The sequence below is a fragment of the Mesorhizobium sp. M0751 genome (assembly GCF_040320265.1).
Lineage (GTDB): Bacteria > Pseudomonadota > Alphaproteobacteria > Rhizobiales > Rhizobiaceae > Mesorhizobium.
Map to the genome: position 1 here is coordinate 375,155 of NZ_JAMYPH010000002.1, position 23,514 is coordinate 398,668.

The following is a 23,514-nucleotide window of genomic DNA, read 5'->3' on the forward strand; positions in this document are numbered from 1 at the left end:
GCTTGCTCAATGCCGATCGAATCGGAATGACGCTCCGTCTTCTTGTTGAGCACGATCTTGTCCAAAAGCCGATCGTCACTTTTTGGGATCACGCTCCGGCGCTCCCCAAAGCAGCGCGCCATTTGCTCTATAGCTCAGTCCTTCCCGGCAATCCCGCGCGATGTGGAAGACGTCTCACAGCTGCGTCAGATCACTCATCAGGCCGGACGCCACCGACAGCCTCGACACGGTGATGTCGCCGCCCTCGGTCAGAGCCTGCAGCCGCTCGCGGATGCGTCCGACCCGTTCGCCACCGGCCTCCAGCCATGCTGTCACCGGATCCGCCGCCTCGGCATGACTGGTGAGTGCCGCCACGGCGATGCCGCGCCTGGCCGCGCCGATCGTGTCGGTGGCGCGGGAAAGCGCCAGTTGATCGTAATAATCCGAGGGCATGATCGCGCGCGCCGCATCTTCGACGCGCGGGATGCGGAAGACATCACTGACTGCAAAAAACGCCTTGGCGGCAGCGACGATGCCGGCATTTGCCGTCCGCGCCGTCAGCGCAATGTCGGGGATGAGTTCCGCCACATCGGTCAACGCCAGTTGCTCGGCGAGGCTCTCGGGCGCGCCGCCCTTCGACAGGCTGTGCCGCCGCTCCTCGATCCGCTCGCGCGAGAAGGCCGGCAGCAGCGAAGCGAGCTTCGGCTCCAGCGCCTTGCGCGCATCCTGCAACTCGGCGATCCGCTGCCCGAGCGGTGCGGTGCCGGCATCGTTCTTCAGGTACCAGCCGCTGGTCACATAGATCAGCCGGCTGACCGCCTGATAGAGGTCGAGCTGGATCTGTCCGTCGATCTGGTTGTCGAGCGCGTCGATCTGGCGATAGAGCGCCGGCAGTGCAAAGCCATCCCGCACCACGGCGAAGGTGCGCACGACATCGGCGGCATTGCGCCCGGTCGCCTCCTGCAGCCTGTTGACGAAGGACGGGCCGCCGCGATTGACCAGATCATTGGCGACGACACGGGCGATGATCTCGCGACGCAGGCGATGGCCGTGGATTTCCGCAGCATATTTCTTCGCCATGCGGTCGGGAAAGTAACCCATCAGGTCGCGGTCGAAATGCGGATCGTCCGGCACCTCGCTGGCGACGATATCGGAAAACAGCACGATCTTGGCATAGGCAAGCAACACGCCGAGCTCGGCCCGGGTCAGCGGCTCGCCGCGCGCCTCGCGCTCGGCAAGGGCCGCCGGCGACGGCAGCGTCTCGACGGCACGGTCGAGCAGCCCGCGCGCCTCGAGCGCCTCCATGAAGCGGCTCTGATGGGCAATGTCGGCAAGGCCGCGCTTACGGGCAAGGGACAGCGCCAGCGTCTGCTGGTAATTGTTGGACAGCACCAGGGCGCTGACCTCATCGGTCATCTCGGCCAGTAATTTGTTGCGCGCCGGCCGGGTCAACGATCCCTTGCGCATGGCGGAAGCCAGCGCGATCTTGATGTTGACCTCGACGTCGGAGCAGTTCACGCCGCCCGAATTGTCGATCGCATCTGAGTTGCAGCGGCCGCCATTCAATCCGAATTCGATGCGCGCCCGCTGCGTGACGCCGAGATTGGCGCCCTCGCCGATGACCTTGGCACGCAGCTCCAGCGCGGTGATCCGGATCGCGTCATTGGCACGGTCACCGACGTCCTGGTTGGTCTCGCCCGATGCCCTGACATAGGTGCCGATGCCACCGAACCACAAAAGGTCTGCGGGCGCCTTGAGGATGGCACTCATGATCTCGACCGGTGTGGCCGTTGTCTTGCCGAGGCCGATCGCTGCAGCCGCGGCGGCCGGCAAGGTGATCGACTTCTGGCTGCGCGAGACGATGATGCCGCCTTCGGACAGCTTCGTCTTGTCGTAATCCTGCCAGCTAGAACGGGCGAGAGCGAACATACGCCGGCGCTCGGCCATCGAAGCCGCCATGTCGGGATCGGGATCGATGAAGATGTCGCGATGATCGAAGGCGGCGATCAGCCGGGTCTGCTCCGACAGCAGCATGCCGTTGCCGAACACGTCGCCCGACATGTCGCCAACACCGACGACGGTGAACGGCGTGGTTTGGATGTCGCGGTTCATCTCGCGGAAATGCCGCTTGACCGCTTCCCAGGCGCCCTTGGCGGTGATGCCCATCTTCTTGTGGTCGTAGCCGGCCGAACCGCCGCTGGCGAAAGCGTCGTCGAGCCAGAAGCCGTGCCGTTCGCTGATGGCGTTGGCGGTGTCGGAGAAGGTCGCCGTGCCCTTGTCGGCGGCGACGACGAAATACGGATCATCCTGGTCGCGCCGCACCACGCCGGCTGGCGGGATGACGCCGTCCAGCCCGATATTGTCGGTGATCGACAACAGGCTGGAAACATAATTCTTGTAGGCGGCCGTGCCGGCCTCGAAAATGGCGTCGCGCCCGGCGCTCATAGGCAGCTTTTTCGGGTAGAAGCCGCCCTTGGCGCCAACCGGCACGATCACCGCATTCTTGACCTGCTGTGCCTTGACCAGGCCGAGCACCTCGGTGCGATAGTCCTGGGCACGGTCCGACCAGCGCAGGCCGCCGCGCGCGACCGGACCGAAGCGCAGATGCACGCCCTCGACCTCGGAGCCGTAGACGAAGATCTCCCGCCATGGCCGCGGCGCCGGCAGCCCGTCGACCGATTGCGAATCGAGCTTGATCGCCAGTGATTGGCCCTTCTCTTTCGTATCGGTAACGAAATGATTGGTGCGCAACGAGGCTTCGATGAGGTTCAGATAACGGCGGATGATGGTGTCGTCGTCGATGTTGGGAACGTCTTCCAGCGCATCCGTGATCTTGGCCTTCAGATGTTTGGCCTGGCCGACGCCTTCCGTTTCAGCCGTCGGGCCGAGGCGGGCGACGAACAGCGCATGCAGGCCGCGGGCGATCTCGGGATAACGGTTGAGTGCGGCGGCGATAAAATCCTGGCTCTGCGGGATACCGGCCTGCTGCAGATAGCGGCCATAGGCGCGCAGGACGGTGATCTCGCCCGACCACAGGCCGGCGGTCTGGGCAAGGCCGTTATAGCCGTCATTGTCGACATCGCCGCGCCAGACGGAAAGGAACGCATCCTCGAACAGCGCGCCGCCATTGCCGAGGTCGATCGGCCTGCCGTAGCTGTTCTCGAGTTCCATGTCGTGGATGAAGACCATGCCGGGCTGATCACCATTGATCATGCCGGATTGAATGACGCCGACCTCGAAAGTGCGCTCGCTGATGACGCGGAAACCGATGTTTTCCAGCACCGGCACGCGCCGCGACAGCGCCACCGGGCTGCCATGGTGATAGATCTTCAGCGCCGCCTGATGCGGCTTCTGTTCGGCGTGACGGTAATAGTCGATGGCGATCGGATTTGACGCGTCGAGCTTGGCGATGCGCCCGGCGTCGGCCAGCGCCACGGACGGCGGAAAACTGTCGCGATAACTTTCCGAAAAACGCGAGGCAATGGCCGTGAGTCTGGCATCGGCGCCGGTCTCTGTCGCGGTCTCGCGCAGTGCATCGTCCCAGGTCCGTACGATGTCGCGGATCGCCGCCTCGATCGTCGCTTGCTCGACCTTCGGCGTCTTGCCGCCGGAGCGGCCGATGATGAAATGGACGCGCGCCAGCCCGCCTTCCGGGAAGGCCGGATAATAGGCCGACAGCCGGCCTTCGAAGACGGTCTTCAGATAGGTGCCGATCTTCTCGCGCACGACGCTGTCGTAGCGGTCGCGCGGCACGAAGACGAGCACGGAGACGAAGCGGTCGAACTGGTCGACACGCACCAATGCCCTGACGCGCGGCCGCTCGATCAAGCCCAGTATGGCTTCGGCATGCTTGCGCAGGATCGGCACCGGAACCTGGAAAAGCTCGTCGCGCGGATAGCTCTCCAGCACGTTGATCAAAGCTTTGCCGGAATGATCTTCAGGGTTGAAACCGGATTTGGCGATGATGGTTTCGGCTTTCGACCTGAGATAGGGGATCTTCATCACCGAGCGCGTATAGGCGGTCGAGGTGAACAGGCCGACGATGCGCAGCTCGCCCGAAAGCACGCCCTTGGCGGTGTACGTCTTGACGCCGATGTAATCGAGATAGATGCGGCGGTGCACCGATGACTTGGCGTTGGCCTTGGTGACGATCAGCGGTTCCGGCCCATGCAGGAAGGCGCGGATCTCCGGCGTCGTGCTCACCGCCTCGGTGCCGCGCCTGAGCACCAGCACGTCGGGATCGGAAAGGATGCCGAGGCCAGGCTTTTCGGCGCGCTCGAGCATGCCGCTCGTCTCGCCGCCGGTGTAGTTGAATTCGCGCATGCCGAGAAAGGTGAAATTGTCGTCGCGCAGCCATTCGAGGAAGGCGATCGCCTCGGTGACATGGGCCTTGTCGAGCGGCACTGGCGAGTAGCGGAATTCCGAGATCGCCCGGTCGAGGCGGGCGAGCATCGGCTTCCAGTCGGTGACGGCGGCGCGCACCTGGCCGAGCAGCTTGGTCAGGCGTGCGGCCAGGCCTTCGGCCTGCTCGGCCGAAAGGCGGCCGATATGGACGTGGATGACGCTCAGCCGGTCATGGCTGTGGTCGCCCTTGGCATAACCGCCATCGCCGAGGATTTCCTCGACACCGTTCTTGCCGTGCCTGACCACGATGACCGGATGGGTAACCAGCAGCGGCTCGCCGGCGCTTTCGGTAATCTCGCCGAGGACGGAATCGAACAGGAACGGCATGTTGTCGTTGACGACGGTGATCACCGTCATCGGCCGGCCCTGGCGGACGACACCGGAATCGACGTCTATGGCAACGACGCAGTCGTTCTTCTTGTGCCTGGCGACGGCGCGGCCGGCGAGTTCGGCAGCGCGTTCGAGATCGATGACGTCGTAGGCGGCGACATCTTCGGCCGGAGCTCGGGCCAGCAAGTAGTCGGCAAGCCTGCCGGGCTTTTCGCCGCCCGCGGCTTCACCCCTCGTCAAGCCGGCTTTTTTCAACCGGCTCGCTGACTTTACGCTGGCCATGAATCCCTCCCGTCACATGTTTTTTGCGGCTATGCTAACAGATGACCGGTATTTGGCGACAAAGGTTTGACGGCTTGCGACGAAATGTCGGAATTCACCGGCAGCCTGGCGAAAAACGAGGAGAAATCCGCCATGATGGACAAAATCACCGCGCTTGCGCTGGCACCGGCGGAACTGAGCGACGCGACCAAGGCTTATTTCGCCAAATGCCGGGAGAAGCTCGGCCTCGTTCCCAATGTGCTGCTCGCCTATGCCTTCGACGAGAAGAAGCTGCGCGCTTTCACCGACATGTACAATGATTTGATGCTGGGTGAATCCGGCCTGTCGAAACTCGAGCGCGAGATGATCGCGGTCGCCGTCTCGTCGGTCAACCATTGCTACTATTGCCTGGTCGCGCATGGCGCGGCGGTGCGCCAGCTTTCCGGCGACCCGGCCTTCGGCGAGATGATGGTGATGAATTTTCGTGCCGCCGAGCTGTCGGACAGGCAACGCGCCATGCTCGAATTCGCGGTGAGGCTGACCGAGCAGCCGGCAAAGATCGTTGAAGCGGACCGGGCGGCGCTGCGGCAAGTCGGCTTTTCCGACCGCGACATCTGGGACGTCGCCTCGACCGCGGCGTTCTTCAACATGTCGAACCGGCTGGCATCGGCAATCGATATGCGGCCGAACGATGGATACCACGTAATGGCGCGATAGAGCACCGCACATTATATTAGCTACTTCGCATTCTCGTTGCTTGTTTGTCGGTTTGGTCCGATGATCGGCATGCGGCATGACCGCATGCCGGTTCGATGCCGCCGATCAGAGGAGGAGAACATGGCGAAATTTCTCTACGTCTATCACGGCTCGGGCAAGATGCCGACCGAGGAGGCCGAACGGAAGGCAGCGATGGATGCCTGGAACGGCTGGTACGGCAAGCTTGGCTCAGCGGTGGTCGACGGTGGCAATCCAGTCGGCATGTCGAAGACCGTACTGCCTGGCGGCAAGGTCGAGAACAATGGCGGCAGTAATCCGACCGCCGGTTACACCATCATCGAAGCAAAAGACATCGACGATGCCGTCGGCAAAGCCAAGGATTGTCCTATCCTGACGGACCCGGGTTTCAGCGTCGAGATTGCGCCGATAATCGAAATGGGTTGACGCGCCGGCTCAGGATCGTGCCGCGATCGCCGCCGCAGCGCCGGCCATGGTGCCGGCGCTGATGCGGTTGGCGATCTTCATCGCCCGCTTGCTCCTCAAGAGCTTGCGCGCCTGCGATGCGGCGAGCACCCATGTCAAATCGATGGCGACCAGGACCACTGCCATGGTCGCCGTCAGCTCGACCCAGCCGAACATGCTGACCGAACCGAGGTCGATGATGGTCGGCAGCAGCGCCAGATAGAACATCATGATCTTGGGGTTGCCGAGCGTCACCGCCATGCCGGCAAAGAACAGCTTGGCGGGCGAATCTTCGCGCGGCAGCGAACCTTCCTTTGCCTCGACCGGTGCCGTCCACATCTTCCAGGCAAGCCAGCCGAGATAGGCCACGCCGACCCACTTCACGACGACAAAGGCGAAGTGAAAGGTCTGCGCCACCACGGCGAGGCCGAACACCGCCAGTGACAGCCAGATCGCTTCGCCGATCCACATGGCAAGCAGGAACGGAAACACGTCGCGAAAGCCCTTTGCGATGACCCGCGCCACAAGAGCGGCGATCGATGGGCCGGGCGAGCCGGCGGCAACAAGCAGGGCGCCGGCAAAAATCAGCAGCGACGTGAAATGCATGACGCGGTCTCGTTTGAAATGTTTGGGTGTTCAACATAACCCAACTGTTCCGGCGACGGTAGCGTCTACCGAAAGAAGGCTTGTCGGCCCGGCATCTCACGGCTAGAGATGTCATCCCGAAATCCTTTTCGAGCTTCACTTTGCCTACGTAACCGCCGGTCTCGTCAACTCCCCCAACACACACAGAGCAGGGCGTCGCAGTCGCGGTGCCTGTTTTCACATCACGTGTTCTTCAGGGTGGCGGTTCGAGACCGGTTTGGCACTGCTGAACCGCTGTTGCGCATAGCCACCCGCGACACCTGATTTCCAACTGCCGCAGTCTCTCGCCACGCCGTGCCCGCAAGGGTTCTCGATATCGCCGATCTGACGAACTTCCCGACGGGAAGGGCTTTTCGGCATGTCTTCGACACTGCGTATCCGCTGGGCGATCACGCCCAAAACCGCACCTCGACCTCACCTCAACTGCAATCGCTGCGGCGGCCTGAAAGCCTATCGCTGCAGCGGCAAATTCCGCGTCAACGCCAATGGCAAACGCATTGATGCCTGGTTGATCTACCGCTGCATCGACTGCGACAATTCCTGGAATTTCGGCATTCTGGAGCGCTGCAGCCGCCGCGATATCGAACCGGCAATATTGCAGGCGCTCGAAAGCAACGATCCGGTCCTGGCGCGGCGCCATGCTTTCGATGTTGCCGCATTGCGAAGCAGGATCGGGTGCGTCGAGGAGTTTCCTGAGGCCGCCGTTCATAAGCAGGTGCTCGGGGACAGGCCGGAAAACACCAGCGCTCTCGAACTTCAGCTCTGGCTCGAAATGCCGACAGCGCTGCGGCTCGACCGGTTGCTCGCCAGCGAACTCGCTGTCCCGCGATCGCGGCTACAGGTTTGGGAAGAGAAGCGATTGCTGGTGGTTGGTCCGGACGGGGCCAAAGCCTTGCGCCGGCCGGCGCGGGCGGGAACGGCGATCTGCATCCACCTATCTGGCGAACCAGACCGGGACGATATCATTTCGGCTGCAGGCGGATGAGGCGACGGCAAGGGAATCCGCAATCAGAGACAGTTGCGGCCAGGGGTCAGTCGCCCTCTTTGGAGGCCGAGCCAATCAAACCCTTGGCCGCATCGAGATCGCTGTCGGCGACTTGCACATGGATCAAGCCGAGCCTGCCCGTGTCGAGAAGATAATTCGCGAGAGCATAAATTCCATACGCGTCGAGCATCGACACGCAAACTTCGGCTTCGGGTCGATTGTCGTATATGACGGCCGTGACGAGTTTACCGCTCATTGCGCGGTATTGCCCTTTATGCCGCGCCGACCACTTTCGCTGATTTCTCAAAACGCTTGCGCTCGTTCGGGTCGAGATAGAGCTTGCGCAGGCGGATGGTTTTCGGCGTCACCTCGACCAGCTCGTCGTCCTGGATCCAGGCCAGTGCGCGCTCCAGCGTCATGCGGATCGGCGGCGTCAGCTTCACCGCCTCGTCCTTGCCGGCGGCACGGATGTTGGTCAGCTTCTTGCCCTTGAGCACGTTGACTTCGAGGTCGTTGTCCCTGGAATGGATGCCGATGATCATGCCCTGATAGACCTTGACACCGGGGTCGATGACCATCGGGCCGCGGTCTTCCAGGTTCCACATGGCGTAAGCCACCGATTCACCCTGTTCGTTGGAGATCAGCACGCCGTTGGTACGGCCCGGCAATTCGCCCTTGTAGGGTTCATAGGCATGGAACAGCCGGTTCATCACGGCGGTGCCGCGCGTGTCGGTCAGCAACTCCGACTGGTAGCCGATCAGGCCGCGCGTCGGTGCGTGGAAGACGATGCGCTGGCGATTGCCGCCCGAAGGGCGCAGCTCGACCATCTCGGCCTTGCGCTCCGACATCTTCTGCACGACGACGCCGGCATGCTCCTCGTCGACGTCGATGACGACTTCCTCGACCGGCTCCAGCAATTCGCCGTTCTCGCCCTTCTGCATGACGACGCGCGGCCGCGACACGGCGATCTCAAAACCTTCGCGGCGCATTGTCTCGATCAGCACGGCCAGCTGCAACTCGCCGCGGCCGGAGACGAAGAACGAATCCTTGTCCGGCGATTCCTCGATCTTCAGCGCGACATTGCCTTCGGCCTCGCGCAGCAGGCGGTCGCGGATGACGCGGCTGGTCACCTTGTCGCCCTCGGTGCCGGCCAGCGGGGAATCGTTGACGAGGAACGACATCGTCACGGTCGGCGGATCGATCGGCTGCGCGTGCAGCGGTTCGGTCACCGACAGGTCGCAGAACGTGTCGGCGACGGTGCCCTTCGACAGGCCGGCAATAGCGACGATGTCGCCCGCCTGCGCCTCGTCGATGGGCTGGCGCTCGAGCCCGCGGAAAGCGAGGATTTTCGAGATTCGGCCGGTTTCGACCTGGGTGCCGTCATGGTGCAGGACCTTGACCGCCTGGTTGGATTTCAGCGTGCCGGATTCGATACGGCCGGTGATGATGCGGCCGAGGAACGGATTGGCTTCCAGGATGGTGCCGATCATGCGGAACGGCCCAGGATGAACGGTCGGCGCCGGCACGTGCTTGATGACGAGGTCGAACAGCGGCGCCAGAGCCTGGTCCTTCGGACCTTCGGGGTTTTCCGAGACCCAGCCGTCGCGGCCTGAACCGTAAAGGATAGGGAAGTCGAGCTGCTCGTCGGTGGCGTCAAGTGCTGCAAAGAGGTCGAACACCTCGTTGACCACTTCGACATGGCGGGCATCCGGCCGGTCGATCTTGTTGATGACGACGATCGGCTTCAATCCGACCTTGAGTGCCTTGCCGACCACGAATTTGGTCTGCGGCATCGGCCCCTCGGCGGCGTCGACCAGCACGATGGCCGAATCCACCATCGACAGGATGCGCTCGACCTCGCCGCCGAAGTCGGCATGGCCGGGTGTGTCGACGATGTTGATGCGGGTGTCCTTCCAGTCGACCGAGGTCGCCTTGGCCAGGATGGTGATGCCGCGTTCCTTTTCGAGATCGTTCGAATCCATGGCGCGTTCGGCAACACGCTGGTTGTCGCGGAACGAGCCGGACTGTTTCAGAAGCTGGTCGACGAGGGTGGTTTTTCCATGGTCGACGTGCGCGATGATCGCGATATTGCGGATTTTCATGTTTTGGTCTCGGGAGCGTTGCAGGCAGCAGGCCAAAAGGCGCTGCCTCTTTCGGTTGGGCGGCTCATACAGGGTTTTTCGCAATTGCGAAAGAGGAGGCGAGCCACCAAATAAAGTCACCAAATCTTAAATGTCTTGGTGTGAAGTGGAATTATTAACCAAGGCGGAACCTTTCATGGTCCGGACAGTTCGAATTTCATGATCGAGATAGGCAACAGACTCCGGCCGATTTTGGCATGTAGCGCACTCGCCGTCCTCCTCGCGGCAGGCGCGGCGCAGTCGGCGGCGTCGTTCAAGGAGACGCGGACTGCTTTGCCGTCCGACAAGCGGTCGGCGGAGCAGCTTTTTGCCGATGCTCCCGACGGCGTCGATCCGGTGGTGACTGGGCCGGTCAGCACCGCCTTCAAGCAGCGGCAGCAAAATGCCGGATGCGACAGCGCCGTCTGGCCCAACATTCCCGTCGTCTGCTATCCCGATTGATATACGTCCTACCCTCGGGCTGGCCCGAGGGTAGGACGCAATCACTCACGCCGACCGCACCGGATCGAGCGTGACCTTGTAGAGTTCGCTGTCGTCGCGATCCATCAGCCGCACCGTCAACTGCTCGGTGGCGCCATCGATGTCGACGAGTCCGAAGAACTGCAGGCCGGCCGACGGCGGCAGGTTCTGACCCTGCTCGGCAGTCGGTGCCTTGATGAACTTCAGCTCCGGGCCGAATGTCATGTCGAAACCATTAGGCCCGAACGTGCCGGAATGGATAGGACCCGAAACGAATTCCCAGAACGGGTTGAAGTCCTGGAACTGTGCCTTGTCCGGATTGTAGTAATGCGCGGCTGTGTAATGCACGTCTGCGGTGAGCCAGACAGTGTTGCTGATCCCCACGTTCTTTATATAGCGAAGAAGGTCGGCAATTTCCAGCTCGCGCCCCTTGGCCGGGCCATTGTCGCCATTGCTGACAGCCTCGGCCCCTACCTTCTTGGTGCCGTCGTTCCAGACGACGAGGCCGAGCGGCATGTCGGCGGCGATGATTTTCCAGGTTGCATTGGAATTTGCCAGTTCACGCTTCAACCACCTGATCTGCTGTTCACCGAGGATGCGTGACTGCGGCGTCATCGTCTCCTGCATATCCGGACCGTTGGGGCCGCGGTAGGGACGCATGTCGAGGAAGAACACGTCGAGCAGCGGACCATAGGCGATTTTGCGATAGACGCGGCCGGGCTCCGACGGCTCGTAACGGATCGTCGTCATTTCGTGGAAGGCGCGCGCCGCACGTGCCGCCAGCACATGGATGGATTTTTCGGTGTAGCGGTCGTCGGCAGTCAGGTCCTTCGAATCCGACCAGTTGTTCACCACTTCGTGGTCGTCCCACTGATAGAAGGTCGGGCAGATGGCGTTGAGCCCCAGCACATTCCTGTCCATCAAATTGTACTTCCACTGGCCACGGTACTCGTCCAGCGTCTCGGCAACCTTGCGCTTTTCGTCGATCAGCACCGTGTTTTTCCATTTGCCGCCACCGGGCAGGTCGACCTCGTCCTTCATCGCGCCATCGGCATAGACCGTGTCGCCCGAATGCAGGAAGAAGTCGGGCGTGTGCTTGCCGATCGTGGCATAAGTCTTCATGCCGGTGTCGTCGATGCCCCAGCCCTGGCCGGCGGTATCACCCGACCAGGCGAAGCGAATGTCGCGCTTCGAAGCAGGTGCCGTGCGGAAGCGGCCGACGATCGGCTCGGAAACGGCATTGATGTCGGCAAGATCGGCCGCGACCATGCGGTAGAAAATGTCCTGGTCGGAGGCGAGCTCGGTAAGCAGCCGCTTCACCGTATGGTCGCTGGCCGGTGAGGTATCGATCGGTGCCAAGCGGACGGCATTGGCGAAGCTTTCCGTCGACGACACTTCGAACATGACCCGTGATGGGCGGTCCGTGCGCGTCCAGACCATGCCGCTGGTCGCGTCGACGTCGCCGGACTGGATGCCATGAGTGAAGGCCGGACGCTGATTGGCGCGCGAGTAATAGGGAAGGGCGAGACCCGAGGCGCCGACCAGGCCAACGGCGCTGGCCGACGTGACGAAAGCGCGCCGCGTCATCGAAATCTTGTTCATGGCTGTCTCCTGGATGGCGTTGAACGTCGCCGCCAAGCTCCAGCTTCAATGTTTCAGGCACATTTCGAAACGATGAAGGTTTAGTTACAATCGACAGGCAGTGCCGATCTCCCCCTTTGAGGGGGAGATGTCGCCGAAGGCGACAGAGGGGGTCGTCTCGCATGGAGCACCGACCTCTTGCGCCTGCGATAAGGGGCCGAGCCCGGTCGGACCGACCCCCTCTGGCCGCTTTGCAGCCATCTCCCCCTCAAGGGGGGAGATTAGCGCTCAGCCGCCCTCTAAGCCGCCTGCGGCTCCGGATCAAACGCCGGGCGGCTGGTGTTGATCAGCAGCGATATGCAGGCGGCGGCTATTGCCGTCATGCCGGCGATCAGGAAGGCAAGCTCGTAATTGCCTTGCAGCTCGCGCATGGTGCCGCCGAAGAAGGCCGCCGTCGCCGCACCGACCTGATGGCCGGCGACGATCCAGCCGAAGACGATCGGCCCGCTGCGGTCGCCGAACGCCTCGTTGGAAAGCCTGAGCGTCGGCGGCACGGTGGCAATCCAGTCCAATCCGTAAAACACGGCAAAGATGATCAGGCTGGTCGCCGAGAAGCCGGAATAGGGCAAATAGATCAGCGACAGGCCGCGAATACCGTAATAGACGCCAAGCAGCTTGCGCGGGTCGAAACGGTCGGTGAGCCAGCCCGACAGTGTCGTGCCGATAAGATCGAAGATACCCATCATCGAGAGCAGGCCCGCGGCCTGCACTTCGCCGATGCCCATGTCGCCGCAAAAGGCGATCAGATGCGTGCCGACCAGCCCGTTGGTGGTGAAGCCGCAAACAAAGAAGGTAGCAAACAGGTACCAGAACACACGCGTACCGGCGGCTCGGCGCAACGTGCTCAGCGTATGCGCGAGGAAATTGCCTTGCGAGGCCGGCGGCACCGGCGGCACGTCGTCGGCCTCGGCACCGTAACGCACCATGCCAATCGCAGCCGGGCGCTCCGGCACCAGCATATAAACCAGCGGCACCAAGGCGGCGGTGGCCACGGCAATGGCAATGGCGACCGGCTTCCAGCCGCCCGACTGGGCGAGCGAGGCGAGCAGCGGCAGGAAGACCAGCAGCCCGGTGGCGCTGGACGCCGACATCAGCCCCATCACCAAGCCGCGATTGGTCTTGAACCAGCGGTTGACGATGGTTGCGCCGAGCACGGTGGCGACAGCGCCCGAGCTGATACCGGAAAACACGCCCCAGGTGAGGAGCAGATGCCACGGCTTGGTCATCAACAGGCTGAGCGCGGTCGATCCAGACATCAACAGCAGCGCGGCAAGCAAGGTGCGGCGCAGCCCGATCCGCTCCATCAGCGCCGCGGCAAACGGCCCGGTCAGGCCATAGAGGAAGATGCCGGTGGCCGCCGCCAGCGACACCACATCGCGCCGCCAGCCGAAACTGTTCTCCAGCGGCAGCATCATGACTGCCGGCGCCGAACGCAGGCCCGCTGCGATCAGCAGGCAAAGGAAGATGACGGCGACCACGACGAAAGCGTAGCGCTGGCCAAACGGGCGGGATTGAGCTATCATGTTACTGACCGGTACGTTGCAGGAGCGCGAAACATACGTACCGACCGGTAACATTGTCAACCAGCTAATCGGCAGACCAGGCATGAAAAGCATTGAACCAACGATCAAGGCCAATGACGCACCGCCGCCTCGCGCCGCCGAACGGATTCTCCAGGTGGCGCGCGACCTGTTCTATCGGCAAGGCATCAGGGCGATCGGCGTCGATGAGATCGTGCGGCGTGCCGGCGTCACCAAGCCCAGCCTCTACCGCAGCTTTCCGTCCAAGGATGAACTGGCCGCATCCTATCTCCGGCACTATGACCTCGAATTCTGGGAGCGTTTCGACGAGGCGGTGGATGCCCATCCCGGCGATCCGCGCGCGCAGATCGTCGCTTTCCTGACGCGTGTCGGCAAGCGCACGCAAAGGCCCGACTATCGCGGCTGCGGCATGACCAATGCTGCGGTCGAATATCCCGAACATGGCCATCCGGCCCGCGTCGTGAGCGAGGCCAACAAGCAGGAACTGCGCCGGCGCCTGCGCGCCATGGCGGCAGCGATGGGCGCCGGCGACGCCGACACGCTGGGCGACGGGCTGCTGCTGCTGATCGAGGGCGCCTATATTAGCGGCCAGCTGTTCGGTGTCGGCGGACCGGCGCAGTCGGTGGCCCGCAACGCCGACCTTCTGATAGAGGCAAGCTTGAAGAAATAGTGTTCCGTTTACCAGACCACTGTGAGCAGCCTGGCTTCGTCTAGGCTGCTGCTGAATTTGACGGTACGCTGCGGCAGCCGAACCGAGTTGTCCGCCATGCGCGCTCTTTTGATCCTGCTTGTCCTCGCCGGTTTCTGCCAGGCGGCCCGGGCCGGCGAGATATCCAGCGTCTATACCGATCTCGATTGGGAAAAGGACTGCGTCACCTATGCCCAGGCGGAAGAAGGCGACGGCGACTGGGCCGATCTCGCCTGTTCGGGCTACCGCGGTTACCCGGTGCTGGTTTCCTATGACGACGCGCGGGAATCGCTGTTCTACGGCTTTCCACCTGGCGATATGACCACGGTCTGGGAAAGCTTTTCCGGCCTCAATTCGGCTGGACCCAAAGTCGAGTGGCGGATCGAGACCAACGGCAAAACTGCCATTCCCTTCGCCGTCATTCATCGTCGCTCGATCAGCGATACCGAGGGCGAGAACAAGTCGACGGAAGTGCTGATCGTCGCCAAGGTTGCCCAGCCTGACGCCCACGAAGGCTGCACGATCGGCCTTGTGCTCGCCACCGGCAATCCCGCCGCCAACGATCAGGCGCGCAAGCTTGCCGACGAGAAGGCACGCTCCTTCGCCTGCGGCAAGGACAAGCGTGAGGTGCTTGGCAACACGCCCGCTTTCGGCCGCGTCGACAACTGATTATTTGTGCCCGATAATTACTTGCGCTTGGCCCGCTCGATTGCCTCGACGATCATCTTCTTGGCATAGGCGGCATCGTACCAGCCTTCGATCTTGACCCATTTGCCGGGTTCGAGATCCTTGTAGTGCTCGAAAAAGTGCTGCACTTGCTGGCGGGTAATGTCAGGCAATTGCGTGTATTCGTGGACGTCCTCGTAGCGCAAGGTCAGCTTGGGTGAAGGCACCGCGATCACCTTTTCGTCCTGGCCGGCATTGTCCTCCATCACCAGCACGCCGATCGGCCGCACATTGATGACGCAGCCCGGCACCAGCGCGCGTGTGTTGCAGACCAGCACGTCGATCGGGTCGCCGTCGCCCGACAGCGTGTGCGGTACGAAACCGTAATTGCCGGGATAGCGCATCGAAGTGTGCAGGAAGCGGTCGACGAACAGCGTGCCGGCTTCCTTGTCCATCTCGTACTTGATCGGCTCGCCGCCGATCGGCACCTCGATAATGACGTTGACGTCCTCGGGCGGGTTCTTTCCGCTGGCAATCGCTTCGATACGCATCGCTTTATCCCTCTCTCGATTGAAGATCGATAGCGGGCGGCGGCGAATGGTGCAATGCGGCGAATGGTACTGGGGAGATCGTCCGACCGGGAACCGGCCGGATCATGCGCTGGCCGTCATTCCCAGACGAAAGCGACCTTCTTCAGCGCCTTCTGCTCGAAGATCTCGACGCCCTCGGCAACATCGCGGCCACCGGCGCCGGCATAGAAGGCAAGTGCGTTCTGATTGTCTTCCAGCGCCCAGACCACCATGCCTTTCAGGCCATGGTCGGCCAGCCGTGCCCGTGCGGCCGAGAACAGCCGGCTGCCGAGCCCGATGCCTTGATATTCCGGCCGCAGGTAAAGTTCGTAGATCTCGCCCTGCTGCCTGAGTTCGCGGGCGCGGTTCTTGCCGATCGTCGCATAGCCGGCAATTTTGCCGCCGATTTCGACGACCAGGACGGTGGCGGCGCGGCGAATGGCATTCGCCCACCAGTCGGCGCCGCGGCGGTTGATCATCGAGGTCAGCGTGCGGTGCGGGATGATGCCCGAATAGGCGCCGCGCCAGGCCTCGAGATGCACGTCGGCGATGGCGGCTGCATCGCGCGGTTCGGCTTTCCTGATGTCGATGCTCAGCGTATTCATGATTGGTTAACCATAAACCCGCCGCGCCCGATTGCAAGAGTCCGGTCAGCCGCCGCGATGCTTTCACACAGCCGAACGGTGCGTCCTTGAGACGCTGCAAACTGCTTTCAGCGAGATCAAATCTCGACCAGATGGTCGTCCAGTTCGTTGCTGTCGCCGGTCGAGACCGGAAAATGCTCGGCCAGTACCGCACCGACCGCTTGGATCGCCTTGACGAACCCCTCGGCAAGCCGATCGTCGCCGGCATGCGCCGTAAGGTCGCGGACGACACTGTCCCAGACATGCTGGCCGACACGAGAATCGATCCCGCTGTCGGCAACCACCTCGGCGTAGCGCTCGGCGATCGAGACGAACACCAGCACGCCGGTGCGCGCCGTGGTGCGGTGGACGTTGCGGGCGAGGAACTGCTTCATCGCATTGGCGTGGGCGGCCTGGTAGCGCAGCCGCCTCGGCACCAAATGGATGCGCAATGCGGGCAATGCCCACAACAGGATGAGCACACTGGCAAGCGCCAGAAGCTCGGCGATGACGAAATGCGGCAAGCGGATCGACAGCCACCAGGCTTCCAGCCCGTAACCAACGCCGAGACTGACGACGAGCATACCGAGCATCGCCATGAAAGCGGCCGGGAAGAAATAGCCGTCGCTGGCATGCGCCACGACGCAGTAGATCTCGCCGTCGGTCTTTGATTCGGCAGCGCGGATCGCATCGGCGATGCGCTCATGATCCTCGGGGCTGATCGGTCGTGTTGCCATGATTGATGTCTCACCAGCTTCCTGAAGAACCGCCGCCGCCGGACGAACCGCCGCCGCCTGAAAACCCGCCGCCGGAACTTCCGGACGACCACCCGCTGCCGGAACTTCCAGACGACCAGCCACTGCCGGACGAGGTCCCCGACGTCCAGCCACCGCCACCGGAGGGTGACGAAGCTGGCCCACGGCCGTAGCGGAACGTCATGCCCAGCCACTTGTACACGCCCGGCGAGAGTTTCGTGCCGAAGATCGGCGGCAGGAACGCCATTGCCAAGCCGCCGAAGAACATCGTCGCCCAGAGGACGATGAACAGCATGAAGATCGGATCGACAGGATTGTCGTTCGCCGGATTGCGCTTGCCGCGCGCCTCCAGCTCTTCGGGGTTGCCTTCCAGCACCATGATCATGTCATCGACGGCCTTGCTGATGCCGCCGGAGAAATCGCCGGCACGGAAGGCCGGCACCATGTCGTTTTCGATGATCAGCTTGGTGTGCAGGTCCGTCAGGGTGCCTTCAAGCCCATAGCCGACCTCGATGCGCATCTTGCGGTCGTTCGGCGCCACCAGAAGCAGGACGCCGTTGTTCTCCTTCGCCTGGCCGAGTTTCCAGGCGCGGAACAGCCGGTTGGCGTATGGCTCGATCTCCTCGCCGTCGAGGCTGGGAATGGTCGCGACGACGATCTGGTCCGAACCCTTGGTCTCGAAATCGGCAAGCTTCTGCGTCAGCGCCGCCTCGGTCGCGGCATCGATGATGCCGGCACTGTCGACGACCCGTCCGGTCAGAACAGGCAGTTCGGCGGAAAGGGCCGCGAAGCCGACCAGCAGCACCGCCATGGCCATAAGCGCGGTGCCGATCATTTTGATGAAACGGCCGGATTCCACTGGGCTGATGGCGTGTCTTGTCATCTCGTCACCAACTTCCCGAAGAGCCGCCGCCGCCCGACGAACCGCCGCCGCCGGAAAACCCGCCGCCGCTTGAACCCGACGACCATCCCCCGCCGGAACCTCCCGACCAGCCGCCGGACGACCGCCGGCTTGGCTCGAAGGTCATGCCCAGCCAGCGATAGCGGCCGGGACCGATCTTCTGACCGAAGATCGGCGGCAGGATGGAGGCTGCGAGGCCGCCGAAAAAGATGATTGCCCAGATGGCTATGAAGATCGTGAAGAACAGATCGTCGCTGTTGAACGGCGGCTGCTGGTTGCGTTCGCCGCGCGCCTCCAGCTCTTCGGGATTGCCTTCCAGCACCATGATCATGTCGTCGACGGCCTTGCTGATACCGCCGGAGAAATCGCCGGCACGGAAGGCCGGCACCATGTCGTTTTCGATGATCAGCTTGGTGTGCAGGTCGGTCAGCGTGCCTTCCAGCCCATAGCCGACCTCGATGCGCATCTTGCGGTCGTTCGGCGCCACCAGAAGCAGGACGCCGTTGTTCTCCTTCGCCTGGCCGAGTTTCCAGGCGCGAAACAGCCGGTTGGCGTATGGCTCGATCTCCTCGCCGTCGAGGCTCGGGATGGTCGCGACGACGATCTGGTCGGAGCCCTTGGTCTCGAACTCGGCAAGCTTCTGCGTCAGCGCCGCCTCGGTCGCGGCATCGATGATGCCGGCATTGTCGACAACCCGTCCGGTCAGCGCCGGCAGCTCGGCGGCAAGGGCGGTGAGCGGGAGGAGGAGAAAGGTTAGAACGAAGCCAAAAAAAATCAGGCCGGCGTTTCTTCCCATCCCCCTCTGTGGGGAGATGGCCGGCAGGACAGTGGGGGGCGAGAAGGAATACAAGGCCAACAGGCCCAGGCTCAACAGGCGCCGTTCACCCGCCTTGCGTGGTGTTGGTGCCGAAATCGACCTTCGGCGGCTGCATCTTGTCCTCCTCGATGGTGAAATTCGCAAACGGCTGGTTGCCGCGGAACCACAAGGTCGCCCAGATCACCGACGGGAAAGTCCTCAGCGTCAGATTGTACTCTCTCACTGCCTGGATATAGTCGCGGCGGGCGACCGTGATGCGGTTCTCAGTGCCTTCGAGTTGTGCTTGCAGCGCCAGAAAGTTCTGGTTGGCCTTGAGATCGGGATAGTTCTCCACCACTGCCAGCAGGCGCGACAGCGCGCTGGTCAGGCCGGCCTGGCTGTCCTGGAATTTCTTGAAGGCTTCCGGATTGTTCAGCGTTTCCGGCGTCACGGTCACCTGCGTCGCCTTGGCGCGCGCTTCGACCACGGCGTCGAGCGTATCCTTCTCGTGCGCGGCGTAGCCCTTGACCGTGTTGACCAGATTGGGGATGAGATCGGCGCGGCGCTGGTATTGATTCAACACCTCGCTCCATGCTGCCTTGGCGTTTTCCTCAGCCGTCGGGATGGTGTTGTAGCCGCAGCCGGCAAGCAGCGGCAGCATGACGGCCATGACCAGGAACGCAGCCAGATTACGGAAGATTGGCGGTGAAGAAAGGCGCTGGACAAGCATGATAAGGTCCCCTCGATAGCATTGGCACGCGAAGCATTAGCACAATCCTTGCGCAAGAAAATGACTTCGGCCGAGAAGTGTTACTGGTTTTCTACCATTCGCCGTCGGGCCCTGTGACAGACGAGGCGAACGGGTTAAGCTCGGCATAAAACGGGACATCACCATGGCGAAACGCCACGACAGCGACGCGGAATCGCGCCGCATCATCGAACGGGTGGCGCGCGAGACCGACCCGGGCGGCACCTCTTTCCTTGCACGAACCACTAAAGGCGCGCGCGACCACGTCACCGCGGCCGATGCCGATCGATCGGACCCGATCGAATATTGGGGCACCCGCATCGGTCGGGCAGCGGGCTTGCTTATTGCCATCGGTCTGTTGATCTGGCTCGTGCTTTTCGTCACCAGGGGCGGTTAGGAAAAATCAATGAGCGCCGAAAAAACCGACGCGCCGCGCGCGGTCATCGTCGTCTCCAGCCATGTCGCACGTGGCTCGGTCGGCAACCGCGCCGCCGTCTTTGCGCTGGAGACGCTCGGCTTTCCCGTTTGGGCGGTACCGACCGTCATCCTGCCCTGGCATCCGGGCCATGGCCGGGCCACCCGCATAGTCCCGCCGCTGGACCAGTTCAACGCGCTGATGGCCGACCTCGAGCGCGCGCCGTGGCTGGGCGAGGTCGGCGCCGTGCTGTCCGGCTATCTCGGCGAGGCCGGCCAGGCCGAAGCCGTCGCTTCGCTGGTCGGCGCGGTGAAGGCGAAGACGCCGAACGCCCTCTATATCTGCGACCCGGTAATGGGCGATTCGGGCGGCCTCTACGTACCTGAGCCGACCGCTATCGCCATGCGCGACCGGCTGATGCCGATCGCCGATATCGCCACGCCCAACCGCTACGAGCTGGAATGGATGGCCGGAGCGCCGCTGCCCGACCTGAAATCGGCAATGGCTGCAGCCCTGCAAGCCGGCCCACCGGCAATGCTGGTCACTTCGGCACCAGCGATGATGGCCGGCGGCACCGGCAATTTACTGCTCACCGGCAGAGAGGCACTGCTTGCCGAACACCGGCTCATCGACAAGCCGCCGAATGGGCTCGGCGACCTGACGGCGGCCGTCTACCTGGCGCGGATCCTGTCCGGCCAGCCGGCCGCCAAGGCGCTGCAATCGACCACGGCTGCGGTCTACGAGATCCTGGCGCGCACCGCCAAGCGCGGCGGCGACGAATTGCAGCTCGAGACCGATGCCCAGAGCCTGTCGCACCCGATGGCGATGGTGCAGCTTCGCCATCTCCTGCATCCGGAACGGGACCGCTGGGCGTGAGGCAGGCCGAAGACGCCGCGCCCCAGGATGATGCGCCCAAGGATCTTGCGCCCGACCATGTTGTGGCTTGGGATGTTGTGCCCGCGGATGTTACCCTTGTCGGCGTCGACGGTTGCAAGGCCGGCTGGATAGCCGTCCGCCGCGATCCCGGTGCGACACCGTCGACAGCCGTTTTCCCAAGCTTCGCGGCGTTGCTCGACCGACTGCCCGTCAATGCGACCGTTGCGGTCGATATGCCAATCGGCCTGCCCGATTTCTCCCAAAGAGGCGGTCGCGGCCCGGAGGCGCTGGTGCGGCCGCTGCTTGGGGCCCGGCAGTCCAGTGTCTTTGCCATCCCCTCCCGCGCCGCGCTCTACGCGGAGATCGAAGCCTTCACCACGGTCGACGCCTGGTACGCCGCACATCGCAAGGCAAGTGAGGTAGCCAAGACGACCTCAGATCCGCCGCGCGGCGTCTCGATCCAGGCCTTCGGCATCTTCGCCAAGATCCGCGAGATCGATTCGCTGCTGGTCGCGCGCCCCGAACTGCGCAGCCGCGTGTTCGAATCGCATCCGGAAGTTGCCTTCTGTAAACTGAACGGCGACCGGGCGATGCGCCTGCCAAAGAAGATCAGGGGCAACATCAATCCGGCCGGCATGGCCGAACGCAAGGCGCTGCTTGCCCGGCATGGTTATAGCCAGGGTTTTCTCGACCAGACGCCGCCGCGCGGCGCGGCCGCCGACGATTTCCTCGATGCCGCGGCGATGATGCTGGTTGCCGGTCGCATCATCAGAGGCGAGGCAATGCCGTTTCCGGATCCGCCGCTAGCCGATCGTTTCGGCATTCCCGTCGCCATTTGGGCCTGAGGACCAGGGCGTCAGGAGCGTGATCTGAGCGCCTCGTTGAGCGCCCACATATCCTTCTCCTCGGGCGCGGTCTCCAATCCGAGCACGGGAATTTGCTTGCGCAAATGGTCGTGGTGGGTGCGCACGCCATATTCGAGATCGGAGAGGTAAAAACCTCCGAAGGCTTCGGACAGCATGGATTCGTTGGACCATATCGAAAGCTGCACATCTTCGGCCAGCGTGTCGCGGTCGATGCGGTAGGATAGGTAGCGGGCAGCCGCCTGTTCCCTGGTCTCGTCGCTATAGCGGTAGATGGCGCCGCGCAGCAGCGTCTCACCCGTCGACAGCGGGAACTCCTGATAGAACTGCACCGATTCCGGCATGATCGACAGCGCGTTGTTCGGGAAAATGCCGTAGTAGATCCAGGCCTTGCGCAGGTGCTCCGGCAGGTGCTTCGCCTCGGGTGCGAGCTTGATATATTCCGCGACGCTCCAGCGCCGCCCGGCATGCGGGTTGTAAGTGGCGAACGAGCGCGACACGCCGTTGACGAACGGCTCGTCGAAATAGGTCGCGCCGTAAAGATCCTGCAGCGCCGGGTGCGCCATGGCGACGTGGTAGCCTTCATTGTCGACGTCGCGCACGGACTTCCAGTTGACCGGCGTCTTTTGGGTCCAGATGCCCCAGGACGGCACCATCTCGGCGACGCCGTAATGGGCAATCTCGGCTTCGATCGGCTTCAACAGCTCGGCCACCGATGGCTGAGGCCCACCCTTGCGGAAACGGATGAAGATGAAGCCCATCCAGATTTCGAGCTCGAGCGGCATCAGGCCGAATTCGGTCTTGTCGAGGTCAGGGAAGGAACGCGGACGGGCAGCGCCGCGCAGCGTGCCGTCGAGATTGTAGACCCAGCCATGGAAAGGGCAGACCAGCGCATTCTTGCAAGTGCCCTGGCTGTCGGCAACGACGCGACTGCCGCGGTGGCGGCACATATTGTTGAAGGCGCGTACAACGCCATCCTTGCCGCGCACGATCAGCGCCCGCTCGCCGACCACATCCATCGTCAGATAGTCGCCGGCGTTGGGCACGTCGCAGACATGGCCGGCGATCTGCCAATGATTGCGGAAGACGTGCTCTTTCTCGAGTTCGAGCAAGGCGTCGGAATGATAGCTCCAGCCCGGCAGCCCCCGCCGATCCCAATCGTTGGGGATTGCCACGTCACGCAGATGCGGGTTCATAAAAGGCTCTGTATTATTGAATACTCGTTCAATACAAGCATATTTTCCGTTGAAATGCAATGGCTTGCGAAAATTGGGCGAATTCTTGACGGGAAATCGAGCGGGATTTGAGAGCCGAGTCCGAACGATCGAAGCCGGGAAAATCCCGGGAATTCCAGACGTTAATCCCCTTACGCTTGTTGAGCGCCCGACGCTCCGTGGGCCTGGAGAGGCGACGTGGATCTGGTGCCGTGGATAGCGGAAAACGACCACGGAATGCCACCGGTGCTGCCAGCTACGCCAGATCGGTTTGCCCAGGAATGGCCGCGGGCTTGGTTTCATGCCGGTTACACAATCGTTAATCCATCATCGTTGGCCGGTTACAAGGTGCGATTAAGTTCGTTTCAACAGGGAAAAGAAGAAGATCGAAGGAAACGACGACGATGCGTACGAAAATCCAGCTCACCGAGACCGACCTTCGCCAGCAGGGTCCCCAGCGTAATGACCGGCGCCCGAAGCTGGCGCTGCGCCAGCGCGCCAGTGATCATCCAATGGCGATGTTCATGCTGCTGGCGGCTGCAGCATTTGCCGGCATGGCGTTGACGCCGACCGTCGGTCCGGCCTTCGCCTCACTGAACCCGCCGGCCAACCTCATCGATGGCGCGACCACCACCACCAAGACGGCGCGCCTGCCGGTGCCGGAGATCGATTTTGCCTGCAAGGGGCAGGCCTGGGGCGCCGAGAGCCTGGATTGCCTGCGCGTCATCGCTGCCCAGTCGGGCAAGGCACGACCGGTCCGCATGATCGCCAATGCCGCCCCGCTGGCTGATACGCCGAACGTTTTTTGATTTTTGCGAGCGCCCTCCAGCACTCC

Annotated in this window: 23 protein-coding genes; 10 read left to right on the forward strand and 13 right to left on the reverse strand. The window is 62.8% G+C overall.

Features of this window, described 5'->3' with window-relative positions; all coding sequences use genetic code 11:
- Window positions 1–174: 174 nt before the first annotated feature.
- A complete protein-coding gene (locus NKI19_RS04515) occupies window positions 175–4,995 on the reverse strand; it encodes an NAD-glutamate dehydrogenase (protein WP_352489158.1) in 4,821 nt (1,606 codons plus the stop codon).
- A gap of 132 nt (window positions 4,996–5,127) precedes the next feature.
- Between NKI19_RS04515 and NKI19_RS04520 the strand changes: the two genes are divergently transcribed.
- A complete protein-coding gene (locus NKI19_RS04520) occupies window positions 5,128–5,691 on the forward strand; it encodes a peroxidase-related enzyme (protein ID WP_352489157.1) in 564 nt (187 codons plus the stop codon).
- A 120-nt stretch (window positions 5,692–5,811) separates the two neighbouring features.
- Complete coding sequence (locus NKI19_RS04525; protein ID WP_352489156.1) at window positions 5,812–6,135, forward strand: YciI family protein; 324 nt, start codon at window positions 5,812–5,814, stop codon at window positions 6,133–6,135.
- A gap of 9 nt (window positions 6,136–6,144) precedes the next feature.
- On the opposite strand, the gene NKI19_RS04530 is transcribed toward NKI19_RS04525, so the two are convergent.
- The gene (locus tag NKI19_RS04530) at window positions 6,145–6,759 is read right to left on the reverse strand and encodes a LysE family translocator (RefSeq protein WP_352489155.1); all 615 of its coding nucleotides are present in this window, start codon (window positions 6,757–6,759) and stop codon (window positions 6,145–6,147) included.
- Between the two features lie 397 nt (window positions 6,760–7,156).
- On the opposite strand from NKI19_RS04530, the gene NKI19_RS04535 reads away from it, so the two are divergent.
- The gene (locus NKI19_RS04535) at window positions 7,157–7,783 is read left to right on the forward strand and encodes a DUF1062 domain-containing protein (protein WP_352489154.1); all 627 of its coding nucleotides are present in this window, start codon (window positions 7,157–7,159) and stop codon (window positions 7,781–7,783) included.
- Window positions 7,784–7,829: 46 nt separating this feature from the next.
- Here NKI19_RS04535 and NKI19_RS04540 read toward each other — a convergent pair whose 3' ends face one another.
- Window positions 7,830–8,039 carry a hypothetical protein gene (locus NKI19_RS04540; protein ID WP_352474675.1) on the reverse strand — a complete coding sequence of 70 codons (210 nt, stop codon included), beginning with the start codon at window positions 8,037–8,039 and terminating at the stop codon, window positions 7,830–7,832.
- Window positions 8,040–8,055: 16 nt separating this feature from the next.
- Window positions 8,056–9,885: a translational GTPase TypA gene (gene typA / locus NKI19_RS04545; RefSeq protein WP_352465599.1), complete on the reverse strand. Its 1,830-nt coding sequence runs from the start codon at window positions 9,883–9,885 to the stop codon at window positions 8,056–8,058.
- Between the two features lie 198 nt (window positions 9,886–10,083).
- Here typA and NKI19_RS04550 point away from each other — a divergent pair, with 198 nt between their 5' ends.
- Window positions 10,084–10,365 (forward strand): hypothetical protein, encoded by a 282-nt coding sequence (locus tag NKI19_RS04550; RefSeq protein WP_352489153.1) that lies wholly within the window; start codon window positions 10,084–10,086, stop codon window positions 10,363–10,365.
- Window positions 10,366–10,410: 45 nt separating this feature from the next.
- On the opposite strand, the gene NKI19_RS04555 is transcribed toward NKI19_RS04550, so the two are convergent.
- Together NKI19_RS04555 and NKI19_RS04560 are read right to left on the reverse strand one after the other, a co-directional pair.
- A complete protein-coding gene (locus NKI19_RS04555; RefSeq protein WP_352489152.1) occupies window positions 10,411–11,985 on the reverse strand; it encodes an alkaline phosphatase D family protein in 1,575 nt (524 codons plus the stop codon).
- 278 nt (window positions 11,986–12,263) lie between these two features.
- Entirely contained in the window at window positions 12,264–13,547 is a 1,284-nt protein-coding gene (locus tag NKI19_RS04560; RefSeq protein WP_352492204.1) for an MFS transporter, read from the reverse strand.
- Window positions 13,548–13,629: 82 nt separating this feature from the next.
- On the opposite strand from NKI19_RS04560, the gene NKI19_RS04565 reads away from it, so the two are divergent.
- Together NKI19_RS04565 and NKI19_RS04570 are read left to right on the forward strand one after the other, a co-directional pair.
- Window positions 13,630–14,235, forward strand: coding sequence for a TetR/AcrR family transcriptional regulator (locus NKI19_RS04565; protein WP_352492205.1), 606 nt, complete (start codon window positions 13,630–13,632; stop codon window positions 14,233–14,235).
- A gap of 96 nt (window positions 14,236–14,331) precedes the next feature.
- Entirely contained in the window at window positions 14,332–14,922 is a 591-nt protein-coding gene (locus NKI19_RS04570; RefSeq protein ID WP_352492206.1) for a hypothetical protein, read from the forward strand.
- Between the two features lie 17 nt (window positions 14,923–14,939).
- Here NKI19_RS04570 and ppa read toward each other — a convergent pair whose 3' ends face one another.
- The 6 genes from ppa to NKI19_RS04600 form a co-directional block, all read right to left on the reverse strand.
- The gene (gene ppa, locus NKI19_RS04575; RefSeq protein WP_023721304.1) at window positions 14,940–15,470 is read right to left on the reverse strand and encodes an inorganic diphosphatase; all 531 of its coding nucleotides are present in this window, start codon (window positions 15,468–15,470) and stop codon (window positions 14,940–14,942) included.
- Window positions 15,471–15,586: 116 nt separating this feature from the next.
- Window positions 15,587–16,093 carry a GNAT family N-acetyltransferase gene (locus NKI19_RS04580; protein WP_023678138.1) on the reverse strand — a complete coding sequence of 169 codons (507 nt, stop codon included), beginning with the start codon at window positions 16,091–16,093 and terminating at the stop codon, window positions 15,587–15,589.
- A 116-nt stretch (window positions 16,094–16,209) separates the two neighbouring features.
- Window positions 16,210–16,848 carry a TPM domain-containing protein gene (locus NKI19_RS04585; RefSeq protein ID WP_352564693.1) on the reverse strand — a complete coding sequence of 213 codons (639 nt, stop codon included), beginning with the start codon at window positions 16,846–16,848 and terminating at the stop codon, window positions 16,210–16,212.
- A 10-nt stretch (window positions 16,849–16,858) separates the two neighbouring features.
- Complete coding sequence (locus tag NKI19_RS04590) at window positions 16,859–17,701, reverse strand: TPM domain-containing protein (RefSeq protein ID WP_352492274.1); 843 nt, start codon at window positions 17,699–17,701, stop codon at window positions 16,859–16,861.
- 52 nt (window positions 17,702–17,753) lie between these two features.
- A complete protein-coding gene (locus NKI19_RS04595; protein ID WP_352564694.1) occupies window positions 17,754–18,563 on the reverse strand; it encodes a TPM domain-containing protein in 810 nt (269 codons plus the stop codon).
- A gap of 85 nt (window positions 18,564–18,648) precedes the next feature.
- Complete coding sequence (locus NKI19_RS04600) at window positions 18,649–19,293, reverse strand: LemA family protein (RefSeq protein ID WP_352492209.1); 645 nt, start codon at window positions 19,291–19,293, stop codon at window positions 18,649–18,651.
- Window positions 19,294–19,456: 163 nt separating this feature from the next.
- On the opposite strand from NKI19_RS04600, the gene NKI19_RS04605 reads away from it, so the two are divergent.
- The 3 genes from NKI19_RS04605 to NKI19_RS04615 all read left to right on the forward strand — a co-directional run bounded on the left by NKI19_RS04605 (window position 19,457) and on the right by NKI19_RS04615 (window position 21,447).
- Window positions 19,457–19,708, forward strand: coding sequence for a hypothetical protein (locus NKI19_RS04605; RefSeq protein ID WP_352492210.1), 252 nt, complete (start codon window positions 19,457–19,459; stop codon window positions 19,706–19,708).
- A gap of 9 nt (window positions 19,709–19,717) precedes the next feature.
- A complete protein-coding gene (gene pdxY, locus NKI19_RS04610) occupies window positions 19,718–20,602 on the forward strand; it encodes a pyridoxal kinase PdxY (protein WP_352564696.1) in 885 nt (294 codons plus the stop codon).
- Window positions 20,603–20,679: 77 nt separating this feature from the next.
- Window positions 20,680–21,447: a DUF429 domain-containing protein gene (locus NKI19_RS04615; RefSeq protein ID WP_352492275.1), complete on the forward strand. Its 768-nt coding sequence runs from the start codon at window positions 20,680–20,682 to the stop codon at window positions 21,445–21,447.
- 11 nt (window positions 21,448–21,458) lie between these two features.
- Here the strand turns inward: NKI19_RS04615 and NKI19_RS04620 are convergent, their stop codons facing one another.
- Window positions 21,459–22,661 carry an aromatic ring-hydroxylating oxygenase subunit alpha gene (locus NKI19_RS04620; protein ID WP_352492212.1) on the reverse strand — a complete coding sequence of 401 codons (1,203 nt, stop codon included), beginning with the start codon at window positions 22,659–22,661 and terminating at the stop codon, window positions 21,459–21,461.
- A gap of 422 nt (window positions 22,662–23,083) precedes the next feature.
- Between NKI19_RS04620 and NKI19_RS04625 the strand changes: the two genes are divergently transcribed.
- A complete protein-coding gene (locus NKI19_RS04625) occupies window positions 23,084–23,488 on the forward strand; it encodes a hypothetical protein (protein ID WP_352492213.1) in 405 nt (134 codons plus the stop codon).
- The last annotated feature ends 26 nt before the right edge of the window (window positions 23,489–23,514 follow it).

Bases quoted from the DNA above. Each gene is read 5' to 3' on its own strand.
- NKI19_RS04515 (WP_352489158.1), bottom strand. From the start codon at position 4,995: ATGGCCAGCGTAAAGTCAGCGAGCCGGTTGAAAAAAGCCGGCTTGACG.
- NKI19_RS04520 (WP_352489157.1), top strand. From the start codon at position 5,128: ATGATGGACAAAATCACCGCGCTTGCGCTGGCACCGGCGGAACTGAGC.
- NKI19_RS04525 (WP_352489156.1), top strand. From the start codon at position 5,812: ATGGCGAAATTTCTCTACGTCTATCACGGCTCGGGCAAGATGCCGACC.
- NKI19_RS04530 (WP_352489155.1), bottom strand. From the start codon at position 6,759: ATGCATTTCACGTCGCTGCTGATTTTTGCCGGCGCCCTGCTTGTTGCC.
- NKI19_RS04535 (WP_352489154.1), top strand. From the start codon at position 7,157: ATGTCTTCGACACTGCGTATCCGCTGGGCGATCACGCCCAAAACCGCA.
- NKI19_RS04540 (WP_352474675.1), bottom strand. From the start codon at position 8,039: ATGAGCGGTAAACTCGTCACGGCCGTCATATACGACAATCGACCCGAA.
- typA (WP_352465599.1), bottom strand. From the start codon at position 9,885: ATGAAAATCCGCAATATCGCGATCATCGCGCACGTCGACCATGGAAAA.
- NKI19_RS04550 (WP_352489153.1), top strand. From the start codon at position 10,084: ATGATCGAGATAGGCAACAGACTCCGGCCGATTTTGGCATGTAGCGCA.
- NKI19_RS04555 (WP_352489152.1), bottom strand. From the start codon at position 11,985: ATGAACAAGATTTCGATGACGCGGCGCGCTTTCGTCACGTCGGCCAGC.
- NKI19_RS04560 (WP_352492204.1), bottom strand. From the start codon at position 13,547: ATGATAGCTCAATCCCGCCCGTTTGGCCAGCGCTACGCTTTCGTCGTG.
- NKI19_RS04565 (WP_352492205.1), top strand. From the start codon at position 13,630: ATGAAAAGCATTGAACCAACGATCAAGGCCAATGACGCACCGCCGCCT.
- NKI19_RS04570 (WP_352492206.1), top strand. From the start codon at position 14,332: ATGCGCGCTCTTTTGATCCTGCTTGTCCTCGCCGGTTTCTGCCAGGCG.
- ppa (WP_023721304.1), bottom strand. From the start codon at position 15,470: ATGCGTATCGAAGCGATTGCCAGCGGAAAGAACCCGCCCGAGGACGTC.
- NKI19_RS04580 (WP_023678138.1), bottom strand. From the start codon at position 16,093: ATGAATACGCTGAGCATCGACATCAGGAAAGCCGAACCGCGCGATGCA.
- NKI19_RS04585 (WP_352564693.1), bottom strand. From the start codon at position 16,848: ATGGCAACACGACCGATCAGCCCCGAGGATCATGAGCGCATCGCCGAT.
- NKI19_RS04590 (WP_352492274.1), bottom strand. From the start codon at position 17,701: ATGATCGGCACCGCGCTTATGGCCATGGCGGTGCTGCTGGTCGGCTTC.
- NKI19_RS04595 (WP_352564694.1), bottom strand. From the start codon at position 18,563: ATGGGAAGAAACGCCGGCCTGATTTTTTTTGGCTTCGTTCTAACCTTT.
- NKI19_RS04600 (WP_352492209.1), bottom strand. From the start codon at position 19,293: ATGCTTGTCCAGCGCCTTTCTTCACCGCCAATCTTCCGTAATCTGGCT.
- NKI19_RS04605 (WP_352492210.1), top strand. From the start codon at position 19,457: ATGGCGAAACGCCACGACAGCGACGCGGAATCGCGCCGCATCATCGAA.
- pdxY (WP_352564696.1), top strand. From the start codon at position 19,718: ATGAGCGCCGAAAAAACCGACGCGCCGCGCGCGGTCATCGTCGTCTCC.
- NKI19_RS04620 (WP_352492212.1), bottom strand. From the start codon at position 22,661: ATGAACCCGCATCTGCGTGACGTGGCAATCCCCAACGATTGGGATCGG.
- NKI19_RS04625 (WP_352492213.1), top strand. From the start codon at position 23,084: ATGCGTACGAAAATCCAGCTCACCGAGACCGACCTTCGCCAGCAGGGT.